32 protein-coding genes are annotated in these 25,970 nt (G+C 35.4%); 10 read left to right on the top strand and 22 right to left on the bottom strand.

The features are described 5' to 3' along the window. Positions 1 to 23 precede the first annotated feature (23 nt). Positions 24 to 761: a hypothetical protein gene (locus CRO56_RS18965; protein WP_097160189.1), complete on the bottom strand. Its 738-nt coding sequence runs from the start codon at positions 759 to 761 to the stop codon at positions 24 to 26. Between the two features lie 195 nt (positions 762 to 956). Between CRO56_RS18965 and CRO56_RS18960 the strand changes: the two genes are divergently transcribed. Further along, the gene (locus CRO56_RS18960) at positions 957 to 1,721 is read left to right on the top strand and encodes a hypothetical protein (RefSeq protein ID WP_097160188.1); all 765 of its coding nucleotides are present in this window, start codon (positions 957 to 959) and stop codon (positions 1,719 to 1,721) included. Positions 1,722 to 1,774: 53 nt separating this feature from the next. Here CRO56_RS18960 and CRO56_RS18955 read toward each other — a convergent pair whose 3' ends face one another. Beyond that, complete coding sequence (locus CRO56_RS18955; RefSeq protein WP_097160187.1) at positions 1,775 to 2,302, bottom strand: HXXEE domain-containing protein; 528 nt, start codon at positions 2,300 to 2,302, stop codon at positions 1,775 to 1,777. 577 nt (positions 2,303 to 2,879) lie between these two features. Between CRO56_RS18955 and CRO56_RS18950 the strand changes: the two genes are divergently transcribed. After that, positions 2,880 to 3,242, top strand: a complete 363-nt coding sequence (locus CRO56_RS18950) for a hypothetical protein (RefSeq protein WP_245855989.1) — start codon at positions 2,880 to 2,882, stop codon at positions 3,240 to 3,242. A 246-nt stretch (positions 3,243 to 3,488) separates the two neighbouring features. Then, positions 3,489 to 3,689: a cold-shock protein gene (locus CRO56_RS18945; protein WP_097160186.1), complete on the top strand. Its 201-nt coding sequence runs from the start codon at positions 3,489 to 3,491 to the stop codon at positions 3,687 to 3,689. Between the two features lie 156 nt (positions 3,690 to 3,845). On the opposite strand, the gene CRO56_RS18940 is transcribed toward CRO56_RS18945, so the two are convergent. The 16 genes from CRO56_RS18940 to CRO56_RS18865 all read right to left on the bottom strand — a co-directional run bounded on the left by CRO56_RS18940 (position 3,846) and on the right by CRO56_RS18865 (position 13,959). Then, the gene (locus tag CRO56_RS18940; protein ID WP_097160185.1) at positions 3,846 to 4,253 is read right to left on the bottom strand and encodes a hypothetical protein; all 408 of its coding nucleotides are present in this window, start codon (positions 4,251 to 4,253) and stop codon (positions 3,846 to 3,848) included. A gap of 31 nt (positions 4,254 to 4,284) precedes the next feature. After that, positions 4,285 to 4,617, bottom strand: a complete 333-nt coding sequence (locus CRO56_RS18935) for a hypothetical protein (protein ID WP_097160184.1) — start codon at positions 4,615 to 4,617, stop codon at positions 4,285 to 4,287. A gap of 20 nt (positions 4,618 to 4,637) precedes the next feature. Continuing rightward, positions 4,638 to 5,171, bottom strand: a complete 534-nt coding sequence (locus tag CRO56_RS18930; RefSeq protein WP_097160269.1) for a DinB family protein — start codon at positions 5,169 to 5,171, stop codon at positions 4,638 to 4,640. 141 nt (positions 5,172 to 5,312) lie between these two features. Next, on the bottom strand, positions 5,313 to 5,792 hold the full coding sequence (locus CRO56_RS18925; RefSeq protein WP_245855987.1) for a class I SAM-dependent methyltransferase: 480 nt from the start codon (positions 5,790 to 5,792) through the stop codon (positions 5,313 to 5,315). 15 nt (positions 5,793 to 5,807) lie between these two features. Next, the gene (locus CRO56_RS23465) at positions 5,808 to 5,942 is read right to left on the bottom strand and encodes a hypothetical protein (protein WP_281257338.1); all 135 of its coding nucleotides are present in this window, start codon (positions 5,940 to 5,942) and stop codon (positions 5,808 to 5,810) included. Positions 5,943 to 6,070: 128 nt separating this feature from the next. After that, on the bottom strand, positions 6,071 to 6,535 hold the full coding sequence (locus CRO56_RS18920) for a GNAT family N-acetyltransferase (protein WP_097160183.1): 465 nt from the start codon (positions 6,533 to 6,535) through the stop codon (positions 6,071 to 6,073). Between the two features lie 14 nt (positions 6,536 to 6,549). Further along, entirely contained in the window at positions 6,550 to 7,011 is a 462-nt protein-coding gene (locus tag CRO56_RS18915) for an NUDIX hydrolase (protein ID WP_097160182.1), read from the bottom strand. 114 nt (positions 7,012 to 7,125) lie between these two features. Next, on the bottom strand, positions 7,126 to 7,584 hold the full coding sequence (locus CRO56_RS18910; protein ID WP_097160181.1) for an NUDIX hydrolase: 459 nt from the start codon (positions 7,582 to 7,584) through the stop codon (positions 7,126 to 7,128). Between the two features lie 340 nt (positions 7,585 to 7,924). Then, a complete protein-coding gene (locus CRO56_RS18905) occupies positions 7,925 to 8,329 on the bottom strand; it encodes a hypothetical protein (RefSeq protein ID WP_097160180.1) in 405 nt (134 codons plus the stop codon). A 13-nt stretch (positions 8,330 to 8,342) separates the two neighbouring features. Continuing rightward, positions 8,343 to 9,191, bottom strand: a complete 849-nt coding sequence (locus tag CRO56_RS18900; protein ID WP_097160179.1) for a permease prefix domain 1-containing protein — start codon at positions 9,189 to 9,191, stop codon at positions 8,343 to 8,345. Then, positions 9,178 to 9,516, bottom strand: coding sequence for a PadR family transcriptional regulator (locus CRO56_RS18895; RefSeq protein ID WP_097160178.1), 339 nt, complete (start codon positions 9,514 to 9,516; stop codon positions 9,178 to 9,180). Before CRO56_RS18895 ends, CRO56_RS18900 begins: the two co-directional genes overlap by 14 nt. Positions 9,517 to 9,664: 148 nt before the next feature. Continuing rightward, positions 9,665 to 10,807 carry a sulfate adenylyltransferase gene (gene sat / locus CRO56_RS18890; protein WP_245855985.1) on the bottom strand — a complete coding sequence of 381 codons (1,143 nt, stop codon included), beginning with the start codon at positions 10,805 to 10,807 and terminating at the stop codon, positions 9,665 to 9,667. A gap of 5 nt (positions 10,808 to 10,812) precedes the next feature. Then, entirely contained in the window at positions 10,813 to 11,439 is a 627-nt protein-coding gene (cysC, locus tag CRO56_RS18885; RefSeq protein WP_097160176.1) for an adenylyl-sulfate kinase, read from the bottom strand. Positions 11,440 to 11,755: 316 nt separating this feature from the next. Next, positions 11,756 to 12,724, bottom strand: a complete 969-nt coding sequence (locus tag CRO56_RS18875) for a CgeB family protein (protein WP_097160174.1) — start codon at positions 12,722 to 12,724, stop codon at positions 11,756 to 11,758. A gap of 89 nt (positions 12,725 to 12,813) precedes the next feature. Next, entirely contained in the window at positions 12,814 to 13,128 is a 315-nt protein-coding gene (locus CRO56_RS18870; protein ID WP_097160173.1) for a hypothetical protein, read from the bottom strand. Between the two features lie 165 nt (positions 13,129 to 13,293). Continuing rightward, positions 13,294 to 13,959: a class I SAM-dependent methyltransferase gene (locus CRO56_RS18865; RefSeq protein ID WP_179714357.1), complete on the bottom strand. Its 666-nt coding sequence runs from the start codon at positions 13,957 to 13,959 to the stop codon at positions 13,294 to 13,296. 200 nt (positions 13,960 to 14,159) lie between these two features. Between CRO56_RS18865 and CRO56_RS18860 the strand changes: the two genes are divergently transcribed. The 7 genes from CRO56_RS18860 (at position 14,160) to CRO56_RS18830 (ending at position 21,785) form a co-directional block, all read left to right on the top strand. Further along, the gene (locus CRO56_RS18860; RefSeq protein ID WP_097160171.1) at positions 14,160 to 15,128 is read left to right on the top strand and encodes a CgeB family protein; all 969 of its coding nucleotides are present in this window, start codon (positions 14,160 to 14,162) and stop codon (positions 15,126 to 15,128) included. Between the two features lie 152 nt (positions 15,129 to 15,280). Further along, positions 15,281 to 16,246 carry a GDP-mannose 4,6-dehydratase gene (gmd, locus tag CRO56_RS18855; RefSeq protein ID WP_097160170.1) on the top strand — a complete coding sequence of 322 codons (966 nt, stop codon included), beginning with the start codon at positions 15,281 to 15,283 and terminating at the stop codon, positions 16,244 to 16,246. Next, positions 16,243 to 17,181: a GDP-mannose 4,6-dehydratase gene (locus CRO56_RS18850; RefSeq protein WP_097160169.1), complete on the top strand. Its 939-nt coding sequence runs from the start codon at positions 16,243 to 16,245 to the stop codon at positions 17,179 to 17,181. The genes gmd and CRO56_RS18850 overlap by 4 nt, the downstream gene beginning before the upstream one ends. A 125-nt stretch (positions 17,182 to 17,306) precedes the next feature. Further along, complete coding sequence (locus CRO56_RS18845) at positions 17,307 to 18,323, top strand: mannose-1-phosphate guanylyltransferase (RefSeq protein ID WP_245856005.1); 1,017 nt, start codon at positions 17,307 to 17,309, stop codon at positions 18,321 to 18,323. Positions 18,324 to 18,889: 566 nt separating this feature from the next. Then, entirely contained in the window at positions 18,890 to 20,062 is a 1,173-nt protein-coding gene (locus tag CRO56_RS18840) for a capsular polysaccharide export protein, LipB/KpsS family (protein ID WP_179714356.1), read from the top strand. 48 nt (positions 20,063 to 20,110) lie between these two features. Continuing rightward, complete coding sequence (locus CRO56_RS18835; protein WP_097160166.1) at positions 20,111 to 20,863, top strand: sulfotransferase family 2 domain-containing protein; 753 nt, start codon at positions 20,111 to 20,113, stop codon at positions 20,861 to 20,863. Between the two features lie 91 nt (positions 20,864 to 20,954). Beyond that, positions 20,955 to 21,785 carry a sulfotransferase family protein gene (locus CRO56_RS18830; protein ID WP_097160165.1) on the top strand — a complete coding sequence of 277 codons (831 nt, stop codon included), beginning with the start codon at positions 20,955 to 20,957 and terminating at the stop codon, positions 21,783 to 21,785. A gap of 179 nt (positions 21,786 to 21,964) precedes the next feature. Here CRO56_RS18830 and pseI read toward each other — a convergent pair whose 3' ends face one another. From pseI to CRO56_RS18810, 4 genes are read right to left on the bottom strand one after another with little or no spacing between them, the layout of a single operon-like run. Next, entirely contained in the window at positions 21,965 to 23,011 is a 1,047-nt protein-coding gene (gene pseI / locus CRO56_RS18825; protein WP_097160268.1) for a pseudaminic acid synthase, read from the bottom strand. Positions 23,012 to 23,021: 10 nt separating this feature from the next. Beyond that, the gene (pseH, locus tag CRO56_RS18820) at positions 23,022 to 23,561 is read right to left on the bottom strand and encodes a UDP-4-amino-4,6-dideoxy-N-acetyl-beta-L-altrosamine N-acetyltransferase (protein WP_097160164.1); all 540 of its coding nucleotides are present in this window, start codon (positions 23,559 to 23,561) and stop codon (positions 23,022 to 23,024) included. After that, positions 23,548 to 24,645, bottom strand: coding sequence for a UDP-2,4-diacetamido-2,4,6-trideoxy-beta-L-altropyranose hydrolase (pseG, locus tag CRO56_RS18815; protein ID WP_097160163.1), 1,098 nt, complete (start codon positions 24,643 to 24,645; stop codon positions 23,548 to 23,550). The genes pseH and pseG overlap by 14 nt, the downstream gene beginning before the upstream one ends. Before the next feature lie 20 nt (positions 24,646 to 24,665). Next, on the bottom strand, positions 24,666 to 25,955 hold the full coding sequence (locus CRO56_RS18810; RefSeq protein ID WP_097160162.1) for an aminotransferase class III-fold pyridoxal phosphate-dependent enzyme: 1,290 nt from the start codon (positions 25,953 to 25,955) through the stop codon (positions 24,666 to 24,668). Positions 25,956 to 25,970: the final 15 nt, after the last annotated feature.

The following is a 25,970-nucleotide window of genomic DNA, read 5'->3' as shown; positions in this document are numbered from 1 at the left end:
TGTCCTCCATTAAAGTAAAGAGATCAATTGTTTAAGAGACTCAGGATTTCATCCCATCCCGCTGCATTTTCAAAATAAACACTGTCTTTACGGGTAGATAAATTGAATTGGTCTCCATTTTTATTAAAAAATGCAATTACTTTTTGGCCGGCCTCTATTGAACTTGGCAGTAGATACGGCCCTTTGTCTAACTTCCCTTTATAGGATTGTAATCTCTTTGCCCTTGCATAGCTTACATACTTATTGTGCGGCTCTTCTGAAACAATCTCGAGCATCACAATGACATCCGAATTTTCTATTAATGCCTTTGGACTTTCTGCATAATCAGGAATTTTCGGTTCAGTCCCGTGAAAGGATAATGGACTTGAATTTTCAATGAGTTCTTTAATCTCTTCTGGGGAAAGCCCTCTAAAAATAGGCGCCTGATCTAAACTCTCACCTAATGTGAGGTTATACCCTTGGACTTGATTGATATACAGGATATGGGGATATAAAGAACTCTCATAGCTCTCTAAAAACAATATATAACTTGTTTCAGGGACGAATTCATTTTCATACCCCAGTGTATAAAAATAATCATCCGTTATTTCTCCTTTATACTGATTTTTTACAGAAAATTTATATTCAAACTGACTGTCTCCACTAAATAGACTTTTATCTTCATATTCTGCTTCAACAATATAAGCGGATTTCTTAACGAAGTCTTCAACTGATTTCAGCGGTGTTTGCTGTTCCAAAGTGGAGCTTGATTCAGTGGTCAAAATTTGGGAGCTGCATCCTGCTATCAAACAGAGGAGAATAAAAAGAGGTAAAAAGCTCTTCAATAAAACCATCCTCTCTTTAGTTTTATTAAACCATTATATTGCTGCATCATTTCAATCTCATCCGCATTTGTCCCCCACAGCTTGTATCACGCATATGATATTGCAGCAAAATAGGCAAAGGGAGTGAACCAGATGGGCTTATTTATCAATAACGGTAAGCATCCGGATGTTTTCAAGCATCGAGGGGAAATTGATGAACCGAATCAAGGGTACTTAAAAATAGATTATTTTTCTGAGATGGTAAATCAACAAATGAAAATAAATGAAAATCTAGCAATCTCGATCCAAGAACTTGGTGAACTTTATCAAAAACAATCCAAAACTCAAGCTAAACAGTGGAATGAACTATCTGGACAATTACATGAGTTAAAGGAAAGCGATTTGAAGCATGAAAAATTCCAAGCTCAGGCAAGAGAGTGGATAAATACATTAAATAACGACAATCTCGAGCTCCAAAAGATGATGGAAAATGAACAAAAAGTGAATCAAAAGGTAATGGAACAGCTTAACATCATTAACGAATCGAATCATGAAATTGTTAATCAGCTGGACTCTTATAAAGCAGCCAATCAGCTGATCCAATCAGACATTCACGATTTAGTTGAGCTTAATAAACAAATGACTGAGCAAATGGTTAAACAAGATGAAAACCAAAATCGTGTGATTAATCAGCTCGATAATCAAGAGGCTTTGCTTGAGAAAACATTCAGACAGATTAACAATCTCCGTTCTATACTTTTTGAACAGGCAAACCATCTGGCTGATAAAATAGAGAATAGCTATAATCTGACTTCTTCCTATTTCTATAAACTGTTAACAGGTTCTGATCAGCCATTAACTCTCGTCATGATGAAACAAAAGCAAAAGAAGTCGGAAAATCAAAAGACTGCTGATTAAAAAGTGTTCCAAGTGCTTCAACGATTTGGATTAGTTGGGGCACTTCTTCATGTTCATAACTTTGAAACCCTTTGATGCAATTGAGGAAAAAACAAGGCAAACAACCCTACTCCTAAGACAAGGCTGATTCCTATATCTAAGAATCGCATCAATCCTTCATTTATAAAAACAAAGTAAAAGTAAAGGCCATAAGGAATTAATAGAAAAATAGACGTGATTAATCCTATCACATATCTTTTTAAAAATAATGCCTGCCCAATATGGGTGAAAGCGTGAAAAAACATAACCGAAAATAAGCTCAAATAAAACCATTTTGAAATTCCGTTAAATCCAAAAATATGAACCAAAATAGTGGCAATCGATATCAGGACAAACTCAAAGAAAACAATCATTAAGAATTGGTGCGTTTTCTTCGCAAAGTTATGTTCAAAAAACTGCCCTGCTCGCTTTGGCAGCTTAGCCAATATAACGGCTTTATTTTTCGCCACCCATTTCTCAACTACTACAATTTCCTCGAAATCGTGAATGGCAAATATAATCGGAAATAGCCAAATTAATAGGACAAATACATCATTTTGCATGTTGGCCTCTTTTCAAAACTTGGTTAATTTTTCTAATTTAATAATAGCCTAGTTTATGTATGAATAAAAGTTTCGATATCGAATTGAATACAGAAAGTTTTGATGGAGACTCCTTGCTTAAATTTAAAATCCGTTTATTTGCTTTCTTAACTTATGTACTCTTCCTGTTTAGTGAATAAAAGTATCCACTTTGCGGAAATTTATAAAATACTACCCAATATATGATGAAAGGGGATACTTCTAATGTGGAAAAAGATTTTTGTTATTTTCCTTTCCTTAATCTTAGCCACTTCTGTCGTTGGTTGTGATGATGAACCTGGCGAAGATGAAATTGGTGATGGAGAAATCAACGACGAAGAATAGGTTCTAATTGGTCTGATCCTACTTCCGCTATTCTGGGGTCAGGCCATTTAATTTTAAAGATACTTACATGAACAAGTCTGATATTTAAAAGATAGGCGCTTTTCTTTACTGTACATACCGGAAATAATGCCTATTAATTGCCATTTCATGACTGCAGACAAGATACAATCGGCTTGTATGATGAATACCCTATGATTGCAGAGGAGGGATGTTCATGTACAATCAATATTATGGTATGCAACCACAACAGCCAGTTTATCAAGAAGATCTTCGAAATATTGAAGACGTTTGCAGGAAATATAGAAATTTCCATGTAATAGGGCAAATGTCAGATGGGACACAAATGGAAGGAATTCTTGAAGATTATGATGATGAAGGGATAACCATGCTGGTACCAGAAGAAGTGGATGAAGCCGAAGTAGAAGGAATGACTGGAACCCGCGGTTTTGGACCTTATGGCAGAAGAAGATTCCGTCGTTTTCGCAGACGCCGGTTCCCACGTATTGTTTTTGTTTTTCCTTTCTTCTTCCCTTATCCATATTATGCTTACCCGTATGGATACCCTTACTATGGGTAATTTTGATTGAGATGGGCTTAAATGGGCTCATCTCTTTATAAATTGGTGATATCTTACTAAAAAGCGTTACAATCCGTACGCCCTTGGCAATGCCCCTTGCTTTCTCTTCTTTTTTCTGATATTCTAATTATGAATTATTTTTGTTCGGGATATAAAGGAAAAATGCGTCAAAGCTTTTCGCCTGGATATTATTTAGAGCAAGAATAGTAATACAATGTGTGGCAGACACACAAGGAGGCAACAACGATGGAAAAAGGTAAAGTAAAATGGTTTAATGCAGAAAAAGGTTTCGGATTCATCGAACGCGATGGCGGAGACGACGTATTCGTTCACTTTTCAGCTATCCAAGGCGAAGGTTTCAAAACGCTTGAAGAAGGTCAAGAAGTTACTTTCGAAGTTGAACAAGGAGCTCGTGGACCACAAGCTGCTAACGTTCAAAAAGCTTAATAAGACATTAGGCTAAAAAAAACAGGCTCTTTTCAAGAGCCTGTTTTTTATTCTTACTTTTTGACGTGAAATAAAAAAACCCGCTCTTAAAATTGAGCAGGTTCCGTTTATAGCAGTAAAGAAAATGGTTTGTTCCCTCATTATAGCATAGATCCTTTATGAATTGTGATTTTTTTGTAATAGAATTGTAAAAATCGCTTCAATCCTATGATTCAAATCTGGCTCATCCTTTGCAGGTGTAAATATTAGAGAGTATTCTTCGAAAGACTCATATACGACTGGATAAACAAATTCAGTCTCTGCAACTGCTGACTGAATTATATCTTTGTGGTCCGGATCGTTAAACACCAAATAAAGATGGTCGCTATCAAGGGTGTATATTTTATACGCTTCCGTTCTATGTTCAAAAAGGCCAGATGATCTGTCAACTTCATATAAGTCAAAACCTTGTTCTTCAAATACCGAGATCACTGTCTTTTCGATATCTTCTGTATTACCGCTACAGCCGGAAATCAATAAAGAAAAGAGGAAAATGAATATTGGCAATAAATATTTATTAACCAAAATAGCATCACCTCATTTTCCTTCAAAGGATTTAATAGACAAATACCAAAAACCAATTAATGTACAGACAGACAATCAAACCTGAAAGTAAAGCCATCATACTATATTTCTTATTTACAATATTGCTATTAATTTTAATCATTAGTAAGTAAGAAATCGCAATCAAGCCGAAAAATATGATAAAACCGCGGATTATTGTGACTATGGCATCTACTCCGTTTAGATTCAGTCCTGCAAGATTGACGATATAAAAAAATGGTGTGGTCACGATTCTATAGATTAATTCAGTTTGAGTGTACATCCAAAAAAAGAAAACTGCAGCAAGCAGAAAAGAAAGCAGGTTTTCCATTAGAACCCGAATCATCTCTCTTCCCCTTCCATCTGTCATTGAGGGTACTGATCCGAACCAATATATCTCTCTTTAATCAGTTTTCGGTGGTGAAGTTCATGGCCAGCCACTAAGTTAATAAGTGCCCTTACACTTACATTAGAGTTATTGGCAATTCCCCTTCTTAACCAATCGTTAGATTCCAAACTTTTGACTAATTGCGCAGTAGATTGACGAACAATTTTAAAGTGATCTAACAGTTCTGTTATTGAAACTTTATTAAAATGGGCATTCCGAACATAGGCAACATCATCATAACCAGGAAGTGAGATTGTTTCACCTCTAGCGATACAAAGAATCCGGTACCCCATAATCCGTTCTGTGTCTGTTATATGACCAATTACTTCTTTAATCGTCCATTTGTCAGGACCATACTTAAAAAGGGATTGTTCTTCCTTTAGCCCCTGTAAAAGAGTAATCGTATCGTCGATCTGATTATTAAGAATCTCGATTATATCTCCATCTGGAATTAAACGAATGTAGTTTGAATAGTGCTGATTGTACTCATCGGTATCAGGTCTTTGATACACTTTCATTCACCTCTTCCTTTATTCATTGGTATTTGATTCCAATATAACATAAAATCTTATTTTTTTGCTTCATATAAAAAAATAAGAGCACCGCTTTACTTATACAAACGGCGCTCATCTTAAATTCCTTCCCTACTATGTTTATTTTTTAGAAATTATGATAACTCCCCCACAATGTGAGATTCTCTGAAATTCAACTTTACAAATGGCATTTATAGATTCATATAATTCGTCAAAAACAAAATAATCTTCATCTTCGTCCCAATGGGACAAGTTCAATTCCCTGCATTCCAAAAGCTGACTTCTTGTCTGGAAGGCAATGTCGCCAATCAAAATCTTCCCATTTTCTGTAAGCAATGGGAGCAGCTCTTGAATAAACGGCCCTTTAACTTGATCAGATAAATGGTGTAAAGCATAAGTGCTTATTATAAAATCATAAGAGTTGGTTTGGACTGATGCAGGCAAACCCTTTGAAAAATCGTATTCTATAAGATTAGCTTTTGGCATTTTCCGACTGGCAATTACAATCATTTTCGCGGAAAAATCTATGCCAACAATAGGGTGGCCATTTTCATATAACTTGGTCGTCAAAATACCGGTACCAAATCCAATATCTAACACAGACGATGCCTGTTTCTACATAACTTCATTAAAAACCGCATTTAAAATTTGCTTGTACCCAGCAAAAGGATAAGAATCACTGTCTTCACTCAATTGAACTGTACGATCATAATCTCCCGCCAATAAATCAAAGCCTTGTTTATTTAACAATTATGTTCCTCCTATTTAACAGGAGAGCTTTTTTAATTAACAAGCATCCCCTTTTTTTATTCTTTTTAATTGGGAATTGACAACATACATTTTCATTGTGATCACACCTTTCAAAATGTTAAACACCATTATTTTCTTATTGTAAACCGCCACACATCTTCTTCTCCATAGATAACACCGGTTGGCTGAAACCCAAAACTTTTATACAATTCTTGTGCATTGTGATTTTCTTTATAAACGGTTAACCGAATTTCTTCACAATGCGGAAATTCATTTACAATCCACTTCACCATTTCAGTTAAAGCAGCTCGACCATAACCTTGTCCCTGGTATTTTTCATCAATCAAAAATCCATTGATCCAATACATATCGGAGGTTTCTTCTTCATAAGCATGCATGATAAAGCCGACCATTTTCGTATAATCATAGATTGCAAATGGGATATAGTTTACATTTTCTCCATCAGGTTTGATATAAACTTTAGCAAGAGACACAGCAACCGAAGGGACAAATTGACTCTGTTTTTCACTTACTTTAAGTTGTAAAGCCTCTTCCCAATTATCCCGTGTCACAACTTTTAATTGAACATTCATGATAAAAACCCCTGCTATTTTTGGTTATAGTATTTTGCTAAATACTCATCCAACATGACCCGATGACTGCCAACCATATATTCCGGGAATTCATGTGGATAAAAAAATTGAAGATCGAGCGATTCCTGTTGATTTATATGTAACTGTCCTTCGAAGTTCTCGGAATAGTAGGCGATGGTTACGACATAAAACTCATCCCCATTTTCTGCTTTTGACAACTGTGAACCAGAATAGACATTTATTAACTTTAATTCGTTAACTTTTAAACCTGTTTCTTCATAAACCTCGCGGCGCGCCGCATCCTCTGTTGATTCGCCTAATTCCATCAGACCGCCTGGAAGTCCCCATTTTCCTTTAGGAAATTTCCGCTGCTGGAGCAGTATTCTTCCTTGTGAATCAACCAGCACAACAGCCGAACCAACTAAAATTAAAGGCCGATGACCTACTAATTTTCTTAAATCTTCCACATACCCCACTTTCCAACCTCCTGTTATTGAAAGTCTCCAACTTAAATGTTGCCCTTTTATCCATCAGTCACTGATTAATGTCTTTTATGTAAAAAATGTATTGAAGATATATTTTTAATCATTTCAAATGATCCTATATTGACTGATAAAAGCTCTAATGATGGGCAGATCGGGAGGACTGATCTGGGTTGGAAGGTCATTGAGGTCATAAAATTGCAGGTCTAACACTTCTGATGCTTCCGCCTTTAATGTGCCTTCGTAATCCGTACATATATAAGAGGCAATAACATTATAGACTTCATCTCCGTGAGGATACTGGTAATAAAAATCGTGCCCCGAAAAAATATCAAATAGCTTAAGCTTTCTTACTCGCAGTCCCGTCTCTTCATAAAGCTCCCTAATGGCCACCTGTTCTAGTGTTTCTCCCGGCTCTAAACCACCGCCTGTAAGACCCCAGCAATGATTATCCTTGCGAAGCTGTAATAGCAATCTATTCATCTCATCAAACAGCAAGACATTGGCGCCAGCCATAATAAGAGGGCGACTGCCTACTAGCTTGCGCAGATTTTTTATGTAGCCCATACGATACTCCTACTAGTAATAATTTTTGTATATGAATATTGCAGATACTTTCATCTATTCATGTTTCCGTCTTGAACCGGACATAGAATCCGTTATTTCAAAAAATAAGCAGGATTCACAGAATTTGAGGACATGAGATCCTTTATTTATGAATTTTGATAAGAAAAGGTGCTCTTTCACTAAATAACGGAACCAGTGTCCGCTAAATTCAAAAAAAACCCTGATTTTACTGAATAACGGATCCAATGTCCGCTAAACTCGAAACACCACGTCTTGTACAGTTCCCTGTGTGTAATTTTATAACAAAAATGGATGAAATACTATAAAATTACTAAACTGATTAAATTTCCCTAAACCCAAACGGAGTTCCTACATCTTTTTTAAGCCGAATGATATAAAGATTCAAATTCGCATGCATACCCTTGATGATTTCTGAATGAGCGGATTCCTGTTTCATGACCTTATATATTACCTCATGACCAATTCCGTCAGAAGAATCACCTACAAATTGAATCTCTACTTTTTCATCAGAGTTGGTTCCAATAAAGGCGTATGTGTGGCCATTATAGGAAAACATGCCGGTACCGCCTGGACCGCCTAATCTTAACTTTTGCTGGAATTCCACCGGCAGGTTTTCGTAGCTGACAAATTCATATTCGATTTCTCCATCGCCAAAATCAAATAAAACAAAAACAACTAATATTACTAATAAAAATGGAACAAGGCTTTGTTTCCAACCCTTCATTTATAAACCTCCATTAGTTCCTAACCCTATAGTTTACTAGCCTAAAGACCTTTTCCTTCCAAATAGATAAAAATTGAACAGAAATGATTTGCTGCAAGAAACCATAAAGCATGAAAATGTTTAAAAAGATAACGCCAATTTCAGCACTAGATTGAAGTCTGGCAAGAAAAATCCCCACTATGATCATAGCCCAGTATTGAAAGCTTGCCTGAGTAATTCTTTTCCCTAGAGGCTGGTATCGTTTAGATGATAGCAGTTGAACAAGGAGCAAGACGTACCACATCATATGAATGGTCACGATTTCAAACAAACCGTTTGAGCCTGTTAACCGACTCCATTCTAAGGAAAACAACTGATTTAAAACAAATTCGAAGTTAAAAGATTCCTGCTTTATTTGAGCAGCCAGCTGCCAAAAACAAATATAGCTTGCCAAAATACAAAATAATGAAAATACTACATTCTTCTGCTTATTAATAATAAAGGAATGAATAACATATGCCATCATAACAGCTGCAATAGGAAAATACGGACGAGCACCAATTAATATAATCGGTCCCAAAATACTGGCAATCAAACATATACATGCAATGATGGCCGTGTTAATAAGATGATTTTTCTTTGCATTGGGATAGGTCTGATTGATTTCATTTTGAAGCATGGCAATTTCACCAAATTGCTCAATAGCTGCCTGAATCGCTGCTTCCCTATCCATTTGCTGCTGAAGCAAGGCTTGATAATGGTCCATTAAATGTTGTTTCCATTCTTCTTCTAATTCCATTTTTTCGTCTTGATCTAAATGCAATTTCTCTAGCAATTTTTTTAAATAAACATCAAATTCTTCAAATGTTTCATGCTTTGACAATTCCATCACCTACAATCCGATGCATAACCTTTTGAAACATATTCCATTCTTGTTTTTGTTCACCTAATTCCTTCAAACCGACTTTTGTAATTCTGTAATATTTTCTGCGCGGGCCGTCACTTGACTTTTCCCAATAGCTTTCAACTAAACCTTTTAGCTCAAGCCGCTTAAGAGCGGGATATAACGTGCCTTCTTTGTAATTTAAATATCCAGCACTCAATTCCTTTACCTTTTCTGTAATTTCATACCCATACATATCCTTTTCTTTTAACAATGAAAGAAGAACAATACTGGTACTTCCTTTGATCAGTTCTGTTTTTTGCATCATATCCCTCCACTATGTAGTATCTCTACTTACAGTATATCGTAACACTATGTTTCAATAATTTCAAATATTAATTGGATAAAAAAAAGCCTACAATTTTTCATCATGTAGACCTGAATCCTATAAATTTTATTCAAGAAAACACTCTTTAATTTCCGTGCTTTAACCCTTCTATTAAAACCTGCACGACTTCTGGACGACTAAATTCAGAGGGAGGTGCAATTCCGTTACGCAACATTTCTCTTACCTTGGTTCCAGATAAAATAAGGTGATCTTCTTTCGAATGCGGGCATGTTTTAGCTGACGCCATACTCTCACACTTTGTACAATAAAAGCTGTGCTCAAATGGAAGAATGGTAATTCCTATTTCTTCAGAATTAAATTGTGTAAATATCCTTTGTGCGTCGTACGTTCCATAGTAATTGCCAACTCCTGCATGATCCCTTCCCACAATAAAATGTGTACATCCATAATTTTTCCGTACTATAGCGTGGAAAATGGCTTCCCTTGGTCCGGCATACCTCATTGCCGCTGGAAAAACGGCCAGAAAAACCCGCTCTTTTGGATAATAGTTATCTAGTAAAACTTTGTAGCTTTTCATTCTTATCTTAGCCGGAATATCATCAGACTTTGTTTCTCCCACTAACGGGTTTAAGAACAAACCATCGACATTTTCAAGTGCTGTTTTTTGAATATATTCATGGGCGCGATGGACAGGATTTCTGGTTTGAAATCCTACGACTGTGTTCCAATTTCTTTTCTTAAATTCGTTTCTCGTTTCCACTGGTGTTTTATAAAATGGTAGAAAATCCTTAGTCTTTGGGGGGATTCTGATTAAATGAATCGGCCCAGCTAAATAAACATTCTGCCGGCTAAAAAGCTTTTGCACACCAGGATGCAGCGGGTCCATTGTACCATACACGTTTTTAGCTTCCTTGTCTTTATCCGGAACGTATATTTCTTGTAAATCTAACACTCCATAAACAATGGTTTGATAGGTTAATTTTACTTTTTCCCCTACTTTCAAATGTTTAGCTTCCGTTTCTGATACAGGGAGAGTAATCGGAATACTCCAGACCATATCGTTTTTCAATCGCATTCGCGCAACAACAGATTCATAGTCTTCATGTCCAAGAAAACCAGTTAAAGGACTATAAGCTCCATTAGCAATAAGCTCCAAATCAGATAAAGCCATAGCATCTATTTCAATTTCATATTGAATAGCAGAAAGGTCAATATGTGTATCAATCTGATTAATCAATGTTCCGCCATGAGGGGTACTTAAAGACAAACTGATCATTCCTTTCCTGTTTGTAAAAGGTTTATCTGTTGGAAAAGATAATGAATAATTTTATCTGTACATTTATCAACAGAAAATTCATTTGTTTTAAGAATAATGTCCGGGTTTTTCGGTTCTTCGTACGGATCATCGATACCTGTAAATCCCTTTATTTCTCCATTTATAGCTTTTTTGTAAAGACCTTTTGGGTCACGTTTTTGGCATTCTTCAATGGGACATGCTACATATACTTCTATAAATTCTCCTTTGTTAAAAAGGAATCTTGCACATTCTCGATCTTCCTCGTAAGGAGAGATTAATGCAGCCAAAACAACGATTCCAGCATCTACAAAGAGTTTGCCGATTTCAGCAGTTCTTCTTATATTTTCTTTACGGTCTTTTTCTGAAAACGAGAGATCCTTATTAATTCCGTGCCTGAGATTGTCACCATCTAATAAATAAGAACTGATTCCTTGTTGATATAATTTCAATTGGAGTGCATTGGCAACAGTAGACTTTCCTGATCCTGAAAGACCTGTGAACCAAATCATCAAACTTTTATGGCCATGTAAGGCTTGTCTATCTTCTTTTTTTAAAACGGATTCATGCCATACCACATGATTATGGGAATTCCTTTTGTGCAAAATTTAGATCTCCTTTCAAGTACGTGTTATACCCATTTAATATATGCAATCAAAATGGTAATGGTCATACATATTAAACTTAATGGGAAACCCACTTTTATATTGTCGAGAACTGATATCCTCTCTGGACCATTTATGAGAAGATTGGTTTTAAAGTCAATTGTGGTTAAGAAGCTGTACAAAGCAGCAATCGCTGTGATGAATGCCAATAAGACCAAAAGCTTCGTTTTACCTCACAATTCTAAAACAGACGAAAGGCAGCTATCTTTTAGCCTTTCGTCTGTCAATTTTTTACTGTTAAAATGTGTAAAGTCTTTCATTTGTAAAAATTTATTTGATTAATCATAAATTGAATCCTATGAAGAAAGGTATGGTTATTCAAGACCCTTCTATGTGCATGATGGCTATAATCATTTCTTTTCTTTTCATCAGATATAAAATGATGGATTAAATCTATACAGTTATCTTCATTTGAAAAAGAAACCATTTCGCAGGGGTGGTCGAAGTGCTGTTCAATATCCGGTTTATCCGAAATTAGTTGAAACCCGCCGCAAGCCGCTATATCAAAAGTACGATTATTAATACTTTTACTTTCAATATTTAAGGTGTTTTTATTTTTAGCAAATTGAGACGAACGATGGGGATTCAGAATAATTTTGCTTCTGTTAAAAATCTCTCTGACAGTAGAAGGTTCAATCCATTTGCCGATGATATTCATTTTTTTTAGATTGTTTATGTTCCGGATAACTCCCTTCCATAATGGACCAGCTAGAATAATAGAGTAAGATGTAGTTTTCAAAATATGATTAACTAAGTCAATTCGCTCCGGATACGGATAGCCTACAAGACAAAGGTCAAACAGTTTATCAGCTGGTTCAGGATAATAGATGGAAGGATCAGTACCTAAGGGAAGATGAAAAATGTGTTTATTAGGAAACATTTTCTTATAAAACTCAAATGCTCCTAAATCAACAGTAAATATAAAATCGTAATCCTCTATTATTTTCATAGAGTAATCCATATAAAAAGGGTCTTCCGTTAACCATATACAAAGGTTCATTTCCCTCTTCTTTATGAATTTGATTAATTTAGGGTCCATTTTATGTCCGACTATCGATAGGACAAGTTCCGGGTTCAAACGATTAATGGTTTCAATCGTATCAGGGCTATATACAGGTTCTATTTTGCTGATAGTATGATTAAATGCTAAAAAAGCGTCCTCGATCGATTTCTCTATATGAGGATATATTCCTTTACCACTTGATGAAATTAATAGAATATTCATAGAAGAAAACTCCTCTAATTAAAAAAAAAGGAAAAAGAATACCCCTCGGTTATATTTCTTTTTCCATAAATAATTTATTTAATTATCTATTAGGATGATTCTGGTGATTCGTCATTATCATCATTATTATCATCATTATTATCATCTTCAAAATCAAAATCAAATACAAATCCAGGTCCAATTCCATCTATGAAAGCAGCACTTATATCCTCACAACGTATTAAAGCCAGCTCTGTTCCGGTGAATGGCGAAACCGTATCTGGCACCAATAAACCAACTACACAATTTCTGACAAATAACAGTTGACCTTGGATTTCTGTACCATTTTCTAATACGATTCTAACGGTAGAACCTCTGAATCTTCCCAGAAAATCACAAAGTGGATCACCGCATCTATGACTCAATCCTTTTCATCTCCTTTTCTAAAATTAATTTCGATATAATATACTCATCTTCTAGCAATGCTGTTAGGGCGTATCCATTAAAAAAGGAGAAAATAGGCACCCCCATTTTATCAATGACTAACGTTATTTTCGATATCTCCTCATTTTTTGAAAATATTGGATACCCTATTTACTAAAACACACCATTTTTTGGTTCCGGGGATGTTTCCAATCACCTATATATTGTACGGTCAATGGCAAGCCCTCGATTAAATAGGTAAACACTGAGAAGTGATAGTGATAAGGATCACTATCTAAATAAGTCACAATTTCATTACTTTGTATAATCCCATCTAGGGCGAACTTATTCTCTGTTTCAAAAAAAGTGGCATAGAACTTTCCGCCTTCTTTTAAAACTTTACTGATGTTTATTAAGCAGCGGTGGATATGATTTAAAGGGAGGTGGGTAAATAACGATTGAGCGAGGGCAAAATCAAACTTTTGATTAAATAAATCAAATTGAAAATCTCCATTGACCAATAAATAAGGCTTTTTCTCTAGCAGGCTAGCTTTTTCTAATTCTTTTATTCCAGCATCCATCAAAAATGGATTTATATCTATCCCGTAATAGTTTTTGGTATAAAGATAGTTAATAAAATGGATCCCACCTCTTAATGCCCCGCAACCAACATCCAGCAAAGAATGCTCTGGCTTTAATCCATTTTTCACTAAAAATTCAAATTGCAGTTTCCCTATTTCCTCCCAAAGACCTCCAACAGCATCCCTGTGTTGATTATTTATAATTTGGCTCTCTGTCAATATAAGATCTTTATAATGATTTTTTATATCCATAATTCCCCTTCTTTCCTTTAGCGGTTGTGTGTTTTTCATAATGGATAGAATATGCATTTATTTTGGACTTGTTCAAAAATAGTGCTATTTGTGCTTAACTCAAACTATCACATTTAAAAATGCCAAGAATAATGTATAAATCATATTAATTTTGAAGTTTATTAGAATCTGTTAAGAAGGAAACATTAAGGAGGAAACAAATGAATGTACTCTTTATTACATCTGGCTTTTTGGGAGTCAATAAATGTTTTGAGGATAGTATCGTACAATCAATGAAAACAAGAGGGATCCATTGTGAAGTTTTTTCAGAGCATAAACATTTGCCAGCATTAAAACATATGATTCAATTATGTAAGCCTGATTTTATTTTAGTCATGGGAGGTTTCAATCTCTCCAAGCCTCTCCTCGAATATATAAAACAATCCAACATAAAGTCTGCCATATGGATGACTGAAGATCCTTATTACATGGATTTCACCCTTCCACTAAGCACTTATTTTACCTATATCTTTACAATTGACTGTGGAGCTATTCAAGAATACCAAAAACTCAGGGCTACACACGTTTATCACCTTCCGCTAGGAACAGACCCAAAACTATATTACCCAAAAGCGGTTCCCGGTTCGGGTGACGTGGATATTTGTTTTGTTGGAGTGCCGTATTCCAATCGAATTAAACTAATGAAAGTATTACTAAAACAGACTGATTATCGAATTTTATTAGTGGGAAACGGATGGGCACAGCATCTAAGTAAATGGAAAGGCAGAAAAAACCTCTCAATCGTAAATGTCCGAGTTCCACCTGAAATCGTGGCTAATTATTTTAATCAAGCAAAAATCAATTTAAACATCCATCGTCCTGTTGATGAAAAATACAATAGGAATAGTAAACGGATAGTCGGTCGAAGTGTAAACAATCGAACATTTGATATCGCATGTTGTGAAGCATTCCAGCTTACCGACTATAGAGAAGATCTATCTTTTCATTTTGAAATCGACAAAGAAATAGTCCCCTTTCAAAACATAGAAGACCTTCTAAATAAGATACATTACTATCTCACCCATGAAGAAGAACGAAAACAAATTGCCAAACATGCTAGAAATCGTGTTTTATCATCACATACCTTCGATCACCGGGTTTCAGTTTTACTTAAGAATATAGATTTGTAATGAAAGACCTCTTATTGAAGAGGTTTTTTTGTTATTACATTTGTCCAAAACCTTTCTAAAACTGGTTCAAGAGACTATACAGATATCCTTCAATCTTCATATGAATATAGAGCATAATCAATTAGATTCCTATATTTCATGGTGGTGAAGACGTGAAGACTGCTTTCATATCAGGCATTACTGGACAAGATGGTTCCTATTTAGCTGAGCTTTTATTAAATAAAGGATATAAAGTTTTTGGCTTAAGACGAAGAACGGCTATCCCCAATTACGAAAATATTGATCACATCAAAAATCAAATTGAATTCATTTCTGGTGATCTATTAGATTTATCATCACTCATAGAAGCAATTAAAATCTCGCAACCGGATGAGGTTTATAATTTAGCTGCCCAATCATTTGTTGCGGATTCATGGTTACAGCCCATTTTTACAGGAAAAGTGACAGCTCTGGGTGTAACCAATATGCTTGAAGCAGTTCGAAAAGTGAAACCAGATGCCCGTTTTTATCAAGCATCCAGCAGCGAAATGTTTGGAAAGGTTGTAGAAACACCACAATCTGAAAAAACACCATTTTATCCAAGAAGTCCTTACGGTGTCGCAAAAGTTTATGGGCACTGGATAACAGTGAATTATCGTGAAAGCTTCGATATGTATGCTTGCTCTGGGATCCTATTTAATCATGAATCTCCTAGAAGAGGCCACGAATTTGTAACAAGAAAAATAACAGATGCAGTGGCAAAAATAGCATTAGGCTTACAAAATGAATTACGTTTAGGTAATTTTGATGCAAAAAGAGACTGGGGATTTGCCGGAGATTATGTAAAAGCCATGTGGCTCATGCTGCAGCAAGATAGACCTGGGGATTATGTAATCGCAACTGGAGAAACACACACTGTCAAAGAGTTTGTCGAGATCGCTTTTGGGCATGTTGGCCTCGACTGGAAAGAGTACGTGGTGCAGGATCCAAAGTTTATGCGCCCTGCCGAGGTGGATCTATTATTAGGTGATCCTTCTAAGGCTAAGGAGAAATTAGGATGGCAGCCTGAAGTGTCCTTTGAACAGCTCGTTCAAATGATGGTTGAAAATGACCTTAAGAGATTAGGGAAAGGTTTATGAGAGCGTTAATAACTGGTATTTCTGGTTTTGTTGGACAATACCTTGAAAAGCGATTACTCAAAGAATCTAATATGGTTTTTGGAACGAGCAGATCACAGAGAAAAGAAAACAACTATCTTTGTCTTAATTTATTATGTGAACAAGAAATTGTTCACTTGTTAAAAAATATCAGACCCAGCCATATATTTCATCTGGCTGGAATGAGTAATGTTAAACAATCCTGGACAGCAAGAAAACATGTAATAGAAGCTAACACCTCGGCAACTATTAATCTATTGGAAGCTGTTAAAAAAGCGGATCCAAACATAAGAGTCATAACCATCGGTTCTTCAGAAGAATATGGGTATTTGGGCAGTAATCAAACGCCAATTTCAGAGGATTCAATGTTACAGCCAATCAATCCGTACGGAGTTAGTAAAGCAGCGGTAAGCATGTTAGTTAAACAATATTATAAAGCAGATCATCTTAATGTAATCCATTTAAGACCATTTAATCATATTGGTCCGGGACAGAGTCTGGGATTTGTAACATCTGACTTTGCTTATCAATTGGCTTTAATAAATAGTAAGAAAACGGAAAATAATCAAATGAAAATAGGAAATTTAGAAGCAATCAGAGATTTTACGGATGTTAGGGATATAGTTGAAGCCTATTATCAAATCGCTATGTATGGCAAGAGCGGCGAAATATATAATGTTTGCCGTGGAATCGGGGTTAACATTCAAACCATCTTAGATATTCTTCTATCCTTTTCAGACATACAAGTTGAAACCGTAACTGATGAAACTAAAATGAGACCTTCTGAAGTTTCTATTTTAATTGGAAGTAATCAGAAGCTATTAAACCATATAAGTTGGCAACCAAAAATACCGCTGGAAAAATCTCTTTATGATATCTATCAATTTTGGCTCTCCAAAATTAATCAAAAGCTCTAGTAAAAGCAGATTCTCCCCCATCTTTTATAAATCTGGATGAATAGTCCTATCACACGGCCTTAAGTCCACATATATATAGTAAGACAAGTTTTAAAAAATTAGGAGGTACTTTCAAAGTGAAGGTAATGATCATGGCAGGCGGACAGGGAACTCGATTTTGGCCATGGAGTGTCAAGAATAGGCCAAAGCAATTTCTGCCATTACACTCAAAGAAAACGATGATACAAGAAACATTTGAACGCTATAGCCAATGGCTTTCTAAAGAAAAAATTTACGTTGTGACAACGGAAGAATATCATGATTTGCTGATGGAACAGCTGCCGCAATTACCTTCAGAGCAAATTATTTTAGAGCCTGAACGAAAAGATACTGCTCCTTGTGTGGCATTAACAGCTTTGCATTGCTTAGAGAAGGATGAAGATGAAGTCTTGGTCATGAGTCCTGCTGATCAATATATCTCTGATTCACAGGAACTAATGGAAACATTGCTATTGGCTGAGAAAATTGCGAATAGCGGTCATTCAATTGTCACCTTAGGTATTCCCCCTACCAGGCCCGAAACAGGTTATGGCTATATTAAAACAAAATATCCAAGTTTTATAGAGAACAAGGTTTTACATGTAGAAAAGTTTATTGAAAAGCCATTTTTAGATCATGCTGAAACTCTAATAAATGATAACAATGTTTTTTGGAATAGCGGAATTTTCGTATCGAAACCTTCAACTATCGCCTATTATATGGAAAAATTCCAAACAAATATTTGGAATACGCTTATAAAAAATAAAGATAATTTAAAAACGGCTTACTTAAAGCTGCCAAAAATATCAGTTGATTACGCCATTCTTGAAAAAGCAGATGAAGTCTATATGATTCCGGTAACTTTTGACTGGGATGATCTAGGAACTTGGGGATCACTCGAACGCTTTAAAAAAGAAGATCAGAACCATAATATTCTAATTGGAAATGTTCAAGTGTTATCTTCTGAAAATTGTATGATTATTTCAGAAAAGCAAAATGCAATGGTTTTAGGAGCAAAAGACCTCATTATTGTCTTAACAGAAGAAGGATTGTTAGTATGCCATAAATCCCAGGAACAAGAAATTAAAAACCTGTTAAATTCTTGGCCAGAAACCAACAAGTGATAATAAAGGATATCATAACAAAATATTTGCTTGCAAAATGGAGTAGATATGAAGCATAACTAATTATTTTAATGGGGTGAGTTTTTGTGCACGATAGTATTTTTTTAAGGAATATAAGGTCGTTTCATTTAGATTTTATTGATGTTTTTAATGATATTAAATATAAAGGAATCCCTCTTCCGCTTATATGTAATTTTCGCAAATATATCCGCCGACCCATGATAAATAAGCTAAGTAATAAAGTCTATGAGGAATATCAGAAAAATAAAATTTTTAAAACTACCGAGGTTCAGCCCCATTTTGATAGACATTTAAACGCTTTAAAAGTTAACTCATCCAAGCGTAAAGGAAAGGGGAAAATTTTACTTTATGAATTTGTTCTTTATTTACCCAGGGAAAACTTTTTAGAATATTTCGATTCCTCCAATTCAATTGTATTAAGTCTCTACTCTTATAAAAATCCTTTGGGCCATTCTCTAAATCATTATAAAACATTTTGTCTTACTGATTATTGTATAGATACCTCTGAGCTATCTAATAGTTTTATAGCAAAATGTAAGGAAATTTTGTCTTCGTTCCATAACCATCCAGTATTCAGTGATCCTACTTTCCAGGAAAACTTTTTAAATGATATTCCGGAAACGGTTAAATATTTAGATGCGGTTATTAGATTCTTTGAAAGAAATCCAATATCTTGCATTCTAGTTGGAGCCCAAGGCGATCAATCGGATCATTTATGCAATATTCTTCCAGTAATTGCTAAAACACAAGGAATCCCTAGCATTGGTTTGCAGCATGGCCTAATTTGGGGTGGTGAATGGGTACCAATCTATACGACCGTACAAGGTGTATATGGTAATTATGAAAAGGAATTTTTTAAACTAAGAGGCGTAACAGAAAATCGTATAGAAATTATAGGTCACCCAAGGTTTGACAGTATTTTAACAAAAACCTTTATGCCAAAGAGTGTTTTTCAACAAAAGTTGGGACTAAATCCCCAAAAAAGAACACTTTTAATAGCGACACAACCGGATATAACTGAATCTGTTTTGGATCATTTTATTAGCCAGCTATCACAAAATCCCTTCATTCAAATAATGATTAAACCTCACCCTCATGAGATCGCATTTGGAACGATACAGGGATTCATTGATCGAATTTATTCCAAATACCCAAGTGTCAAAGTTATTACAGATCAGTCCTTAACATTTTACGATATTTTGTCGAATACCGACATGGTTGTCATTGATAGATCCACAGCTGGGTTAGAAGCAATGATAATGGAAAAACCAGTTTTTATTTTAAGATCGAAAAACTGGGATGTCCTTCGATATGAGTACTGGGATTTAATGGATGGTTTTGTTCAACAGGACCCGATTATACTTTCAAATCTTATTAATCAACTAACTGCCGAAATTACTGTATTTAATAAAATGAATGGGAAAATCAAACAATTTCTTTCATATCATTATCCATTAAACGAACAGTTATCAATTGAGAAATTATCCAATCTTATTTACAAGTTAACTGGTCAAAAGATCGGTAATAAACTTGGCAAAAACTATAATAAAAAGCTGCTTCAAGGATCTAATGGTGATGTTTTTATGATTGAAAATGGAATGAAAAGACAACTTACCTCAGAAATCATTTTCAAAAATTTAGGGATCAGTATGAAGGATATAATTAAAGTAGAGGATTCATTCCTTGAAAAAATCCCAACTGGCCGGTTAATCTGCTGATAGAATTTATAATGTAAAAAATTCGAATAATGAAAGGGGTATGCATCCTTGACAAACTCCAATGAAATATTGATCCATCTTCATATTGCTAAAACAGGCGGAACAACTTTTATTTCAATTTTAGAAAAAAATTATCTTCCGACTGAACGAATTCCAATATATTTAGATCCGATAGTAAATAAAAATGAGTATATTAAATCACGTTTACACGAAAATATAAAATGTATGTATGGGCATACTTCTTTTGGTATTCATCAGACTTTATCTATGCCTGTAACGTATACTACATTTCTTCGTGATCCAATTGATAGAGTTATATCCGAATATTATTTTAATCATTATAGACCAAATGACACAAATAAAGATTCTTTACGATTTAATAGTTTAGAAGAATTTGCAGACCATCCAGATTTTTGTAATCACCAAAGCAAAATTTTATTCGGTAAACCTCCGCTTCCAAAGAATGCATTTGAATATATTCAACAAAATATTAATAAGTATTTTTCCTTTATCGGAATAACGGAACTCTATGATGAATCAGTTTTTTTAATGAATAAACAATTTGGATGGAACAACATTAACTATATAAAGGAAAATGTTACATTAAACAGGCCAAAAAAAGAAGACATTCCGAAATCGTTACTTAAAAAAATAGAACAAAATAATCATTTAGACTTTGCTATCTACCATTATGCTAAATATTTATTACTAAATAAACTTGAAGAATTAAATCAAAATGAAAAAATGGAACTCAATGACTTTAAATCTAAAATAAACGAATTAAACTCCAACAATGGTTAAAAAATGAAGAGGATAATGAAACAGGCATTTTGAAAAACGACGAATAAACTGATAGTAAATGATTAGCAAAATTTTAGGGAGGATAAAAGAGGTGATTCATCAGAAAGTTGTATGTGTACTAGGGATGCATAGAAGCGGTACATCAGCCATTACGAGGGCTCTAAATATAATGGGCATAAACCTTGGGGAATCTGATAAGCTTATGGAACCAGGCTACGATAATCCAACGGGTTATTGGGAAAATACCGAAATCGTTGATATTCATGATTCCATTCTGGAATTATTCTCTCGTACTTGGGATTCTCCAGAACCACTGCCAGACAATTGGTGGCATTGTGATGAAATCATTCCATTGCGAGACAGGCTTTCGGAAATTGTTCAAACAAACTTGTCAAACAATGAGTTATGGATGTGGAAAGATCCAAGAACCTCCCTCCTGATTCCTGTATGGCTTCAAATTTTTAAAAACTTAAGAATCACCCCTCTCTTTGTTATTTGTATAAGAAATCCGCTCGATGTTTATTTTTCATTAGAAAAGCGAAATCAGCTCTCTAAAGAAATTTCACTTAAATTATGGAATTTATATACTTTGTCATCTTTATATTGGACTCATAATAAAAAACGAACCATTGTCCATTATGACTCTCTTTTTTATGATATAGAGGGTACTTTAAGGAAAATCTCAAATGAATTAACAATACCTTTTCCCCAAAATACTGACCAAATGTTTCGTAATATAAATGCATTTATTGATTCGGGTTTAAGGAATAGTTTTTCCAGTGTAGATCAACTCCTAAATACGGATGGTGTGCCTGAAGAAACAAAAATCATATATGTAAAATTATTAGATGTTTTATATAATCCTTCGTTAGATATAGTAGAATTAGTTAAGAAGTTATATATGAATCTAAGAAAAGTATAACCTTATTTTTAGTTATTAGGATGGTTTAATAAAGTGCAGTGCTTTACCAAGAATATAGGGCACCGCACTTTTTTTCATGAAGGTAAGTTCAATATATTCTTCTGTAAGCTCGCAACAACATATATCAGAGCCGAGTACAACAAACCCGGCTCTGTAAAATGAGCAAAACATTAATAAAATTATATGAGATCCCAACTTACGGGAGTTCCTTTCTTTACATCCATTTTAACTTGTTTCCCTAATAATACATTGTAAAATTTAGGTTCTAATCCGTAACCTGGCCGAATGATTCTTAGATTTTCCTTTGTTAAAATGTCCCCTTCCCTTAAATCTTTTGCAATATACAAAGAACGCCGATACTGGATGGATGAACTTTCTTTTTTAGTTGGACCATATTGAACCTGGCCAAGTGACTGCCACGCTCTCAAAGATTCCTCTACTAATGATTTCATTTCTTTAGGTTCTAAAGAAAACGCTGAGTCTACTCCCCCATCTTCTCGAGATAAAGTAAAATGCTTTTCAATGACAGTGGCGCCTAATGCAACACTAGCCACAGCTGTTCCAATCCCGAGTGTATGATCAGATAAGCCAACCTGGCATTGAAAAAGTTCCTTCATATGCGGGATTGTTTTTATATTTGTATTTTCAGGCGGAGCTGGATACGTGCTTGTACACTTTAGCAGAATAATATCTTTAGCACCCGCTTCCCTTGCTGTACGAACGGTTTCATCTAACTCGGAAAGGGTAGCCATTCCTGTTGATATGATCATCGGTTTCCCAGTGGACGCTACCTTCCGTATTAACGGTAAATCGGTATTCTCAAAGGATGCGATTTTATATAAAGGGACATCTAAGTTTTCTAAAAAATCGACCGCCGTTTCATCAAATGGCGTACTAAAGGGGATAATCCCAACCTTTCTGCAATAATCAAAAATCGGCTCATGCCATCCCCATGGCGTATGAGCCTTTTGATACAATTCATATAAGGAATGACCCTTCCATAAACTGTCCCGATCTTTTATATAAAACTCTCCCTCACGTATATCTAATGTCATGGTTTCAGCGGTATAGGTTTGCAGTTTAAGAGCATGGGCACCAGCTTTAGCTGCAGCTTCAACTATTTTTAATGCTTGGTCTAATGATTGGTTGTGGTTACCCGACATTTCCGCAATAATGAATGGCGGATGGTCAGCCCCGATTTTTTTTCCTTCTATATAAATATCCATTTCTTTCACCCTACCCTTCCGTTAATATTTGTTTTCTTTCTGACCATTTATCTTTAAACAGAGCCATTGAAATGACATCGACATATCGATCATTTTTGAACACATGTTTGATAAAACGGCCTTCCTCAATAAAACCGAATTTTTTATGGTAATTTAAACTGACTGTATTAAAATCTAATACCTCCGCACAAAGTTTACGGATCGGAAACTCTTCAAAAATATAATGGAGTGCTAAAAGTCCCAATGCGGTTCCAGAGCCAGGCGGGGCATTCTTCTCCCCGATATAAAAACCCCAATAGCACTTACTATTTCTCTCATCGATGTTCGTAAACTGAACAAATCCTATTGGATTACCATCATACATCAATAATTTTGCTATTTTACTAGTGTCCTTCTTTATGTTTTTGAACCAGTTTACATGATCCTCAAATGTAATGTAATCGTCAGAATACATATATTTTCGGATATGTTCAGAATTCCGCCATTTTAAAACAACCTCAAGCTGGCCTTCCTCTATATCTTGTAACTGATATTTTTCAATTGAATTCATTCTCGTCCTCCAAGATCTTGCGGATTAAATCACTTCTGTTTTCATCATCAACCCCCATTAATGACTTCCCTTTTTCACTCATTTTTTGGATTAAATCCGGATTATCCAGCGCATGACTTATTTTTTGTAAAATATTTTTTGGCTGCACCTCATTACCATGGCCTAAATTCCATACGGCACCAGCATCATCCAACGCAGTTAAGATATCAGCCTGATTTTTTGCAGTTATGAGTGTGATAGCAGGTAACCCTAAAAACAACCGCTCCCATGTTGTGGTTCCACCCGCTCCGATTGCCAAGTCTGCTTTACCCATCAAATCTGCGATATGGTTAACCTGGCAAAAATAAGTAGTATTTGGAATCATTAAACATAGTTTTTTTATTTTCTCTTTATGGGGACATGCCCGGCCTAAAACAACATCAACTTTTATATCTTCCCTTTTTAACAGACGAATCGCCTCTAATGTTTTGGCTGTCTCATTGGTTAAATCAATGCCGCCAAAAAAAATGAAAATACGTTTAATGTTTCCGTCCCTTTTCCGTTGAAGTTTTTCGTCCAGAAACTCAGAGCGTAATAAAGCATACTTGGGACCCAATATTTTCAAGCAATGATTCGGTACTAATGAATCATATCGGTTCCTATAATTCTTAAAAAAGTTCTGATCTAACAGGATTTTACAATCGTGTTTCCGATCTGCCAAATCATCAATGATCATTATGTTTTTTACAAAGGGTCTTACTTTTTCTTCCCATTGCTTGTCAATTGCATAATGGTCAATGATGAGCCAATCAATCATGTTTTGGCTTTGAAGTACTTCTATGGTTTCAAGTACATCTGTCTTCCAATGAACTCCTAGCCAATGGGAATGATTTGTAATTTTTTCAATTTTATCGTCGGCGTTTTTTAATCGATGTACGAAAAAGCCCTTGCTTTCAATAAAGTGATTCAAATTTCCAGGCAGCTCTCTGCATATAAAAAAGATCTCAACTTCTTTTTCACGTAAACGTTCAGCAAGAGTTAAGCAACGCATAACATGGCCAGTTCCTATTTCAACGGAAGCATCAACACGAAATACTGCTTTCATCTTAGTTTCCTTTCCGTCACTTATCGAATTTTAAACACGGGCTCTAAAGGTGTACATCTCAGAAAATGATAAAGCCCTTTTTTATCAGTAACTTCTTTTATAAAAGGAAAGATTTCATCATAAACCTTGATTAACCTTTGCAGGTCGTCATTACTATGCGAGTAACTCATGTTATGGGTCCCTACTGTTAAAATACCGCGCTGAAAAACTTCTTGTAAAAACAATGTTTTGATTTCATATTGAGAGTACCCGTTCACATCTTGAAATAATAAAAAGGACCATGAAGGATGACCAGCAATGGATAGTATATGGCTTAATTCATATTTCTCAATTAATTGTTGAACACCATCTGTTACTTTTTGCCCCTGTACTCGCAGCGTTTTAATAATGGGCTCTCTTTGCAATTTCTCTAATGTGGCAAGGGATGCCGCCAGTGATAATGTTTCCCCGCCAAATGTAAAAGAGAAAAATATTTCCTCCATTAATTTCATAATATCTTTTCTCCCGACAACAGCAGATAATGGATAACCATTCGCTAACCCTTTCCCGAATGTGGCCAAATCAGGAATAACACCAAATAGCTCTTGTGCCCCTCCGTTTGCATAGCGGAAACCTGTTATCGTTTCATCAAAGATGAGAACCGCACCATGTTGATGAGTTAATTCCTTTACTTCTTCGAGAAAACCATTTTTCGGTTTACTGCTATTCATCGGTTCTAAGATCACGGCAGCAATTTGGTCAGGCCATTTCTGAAATAATTGGTTTAATGATTCGATATCGTTATAAAAAAAGGTTTTTGTTAAATCCTGAACGGTCTTAGGCACGCCTAGACTCCGAGGCGTGGAACCAATATACCAATCCTGCCAGCCGTGATAACCGCATACTGCCACCAAATCACGTTTTGTAAAAGCTCTGGCAAGACGGATGGCACCTGATGTAGCATCTGACCCATTCTTTCCAAATCGGACCATTTCTGCGCAGGGAACCATTTCAACTATTTTTTCTGCAACCTCCACCTCAAGCGGATGGGGCAATGTAAAAGTTACTCCGTCATGTAACTGCTCCTGAACAGCTCTTGTTACGTCCGGGTCATTATAGCCTAATGTAATGGCGGCAAGACTATTGCCAAAATCTATATATTCATTGCCATCAATGTCCCAAACGTGACTGCCTTGTCCTTTCTTTAAAAAGTATGGGGATACCCCAAAAGGATATTGTGTTTTACTTTTACTGAACGTTTGGCTGCCGAGTGGGATTGTTTGAAGTGCCCTCTCTAACATGAATTCCGAACATTGGTAACGATCTGTCATGCCTATCCCCCCATT

Origin of the sequence: Bacillus oleivorans, assembly GCF_900207585.1 — a bacterium.
Classification (GTDB): Bacteria; Bacillota; Bacilli; order Bacillales; family JC228; genus Bacillus_BF; species Bacillus_BF oleivorans.
This window is presented reverse-complemented; position numbering and strand designations above follow the sequence as displayed.

Bases quoted from the DNA above. Each gene is read 5' to 3' on its own strand.
- CRO56_RS18960 (WP_097160188.1), top strand. From the start codon at position 957: ATGGGCTTATTTATCAATAACGGTAAGCATCCGGATGTTTTCAAGCAT.
- CRO56_RS18955 (WP_097160187.1), bottom strand. From the start codon at position 2,302: ATGCAAAATGATGTATTTGTCCTATTAATTTGGCTATTTCCGATTATA.
- CRO56_RS18950 (WP_245855989.1), top strand. From the start codon at position 2,880: ATGTACAATCAATATTATGGTATGCAACCACAACAGCCAGTTTATCAA.
- CRO56_RS18945 (WP_097160186.1), top strand. From the start codon at position 3,489: ATGGAAAAAGGTAAAGTAAAATGGTTTAATGCAGAAAAAGGTTTCGGA.
- CRO56_RS18935 (WP_097160184.1), bottom strand. From the start codon at position 4,617: ATGATTCGGGTTCTAATGGAAAACCTGCTTTCTTTTCTGCTTGCTGCA.
- CRO56_RS18920 (WP_097160183.1), bottom strand. From the start codon at position 6,535: ATGAATGTTCAATTAAAAGTTGTGACACGGGATAATTGGGAAGAGGCT.
- CRO56_RS18910 (WP_097160181.1), bottom strand. From the start codon at position 7,584: ATGGGCTACATAAAAAATCTGCGCAAGCTAGTAGGCAGTCGCCCTCTT.
- CRO56_RS18905 (WP_097160180.1), bottom strand. From the start codon at position 8,329: ATGAAGGGTTGGAAACAAAGCCTTGTTCCATTTTTATTAGTAATATTA.
- CRO56_RS18895 (WP_097160178.1), bottom strand. From the start codon at position 9,516: ATGCAAAAAACAGAACTGATCAAAGGAAGTACCAGTATTGTTCTTCTT.
- CRO56_RS18875 (WP_097160174.1), bottom strand. From the start codon at position 12,724: ATGAATATTCTATTAATTTCATCAAGTGGTAAAGGAATATATCCTCAT.
- CRO56_RS18865 (WP_179714357.1), bottom strand. From the start codon at position 13,959: ATGGATATAAAAAATCATTATAAAGATCTTATATTGACAGAGAGCCAA.
- CRO56_RS18860 (WP_097160171.1), top strand. From the start codon at position 14,160: ATGAATGTACTCTTTATTACATCTGGCTTTTTGGGAGTCAATAAATGT.
- CRO56_RS18850 (WP_097160169.1), top strand. From the start codon at position 16,243: ATGAGAGCGTTAATAACTGGTATTTCTGGTTTTGTTGGACAATACCTT.
- CRO56_RS18845 (WP_245856005.1), top strand. From the start codon at position 17,307: ATGATCATGGCAGGCGGACAGGGAACTCGATTTTGGCCATGGAGTGTC.
- pseI (WP_097160268.1), bottom strand. From the start codon at position 23,011: ATGGATATTTATATAGAAGGAAAAAAAATCGGGGCTGACCATCCGCCA.
- pseH (WP_097160164.1), bottom strand. From the start codon at position 23,561: ATGAATTCAATTGAAAAATATCAGTTACAAGATATAGAGGAAGGCCAG.
- pseG (WP_097160163.1), bottom strand. From the start codon at position 24,645: ATGAAAGCAGTATTTCGTGTTGATGCTTCCGTTGAAATAGGAACTGGC.
- CRO56_RS18810 (WP_097160162.1), bottom strand. From the start codon at position 25,955: ATGACAGATCGTTACCAATGTTCGGAATTCATGTTAGAGAGGGCACTT.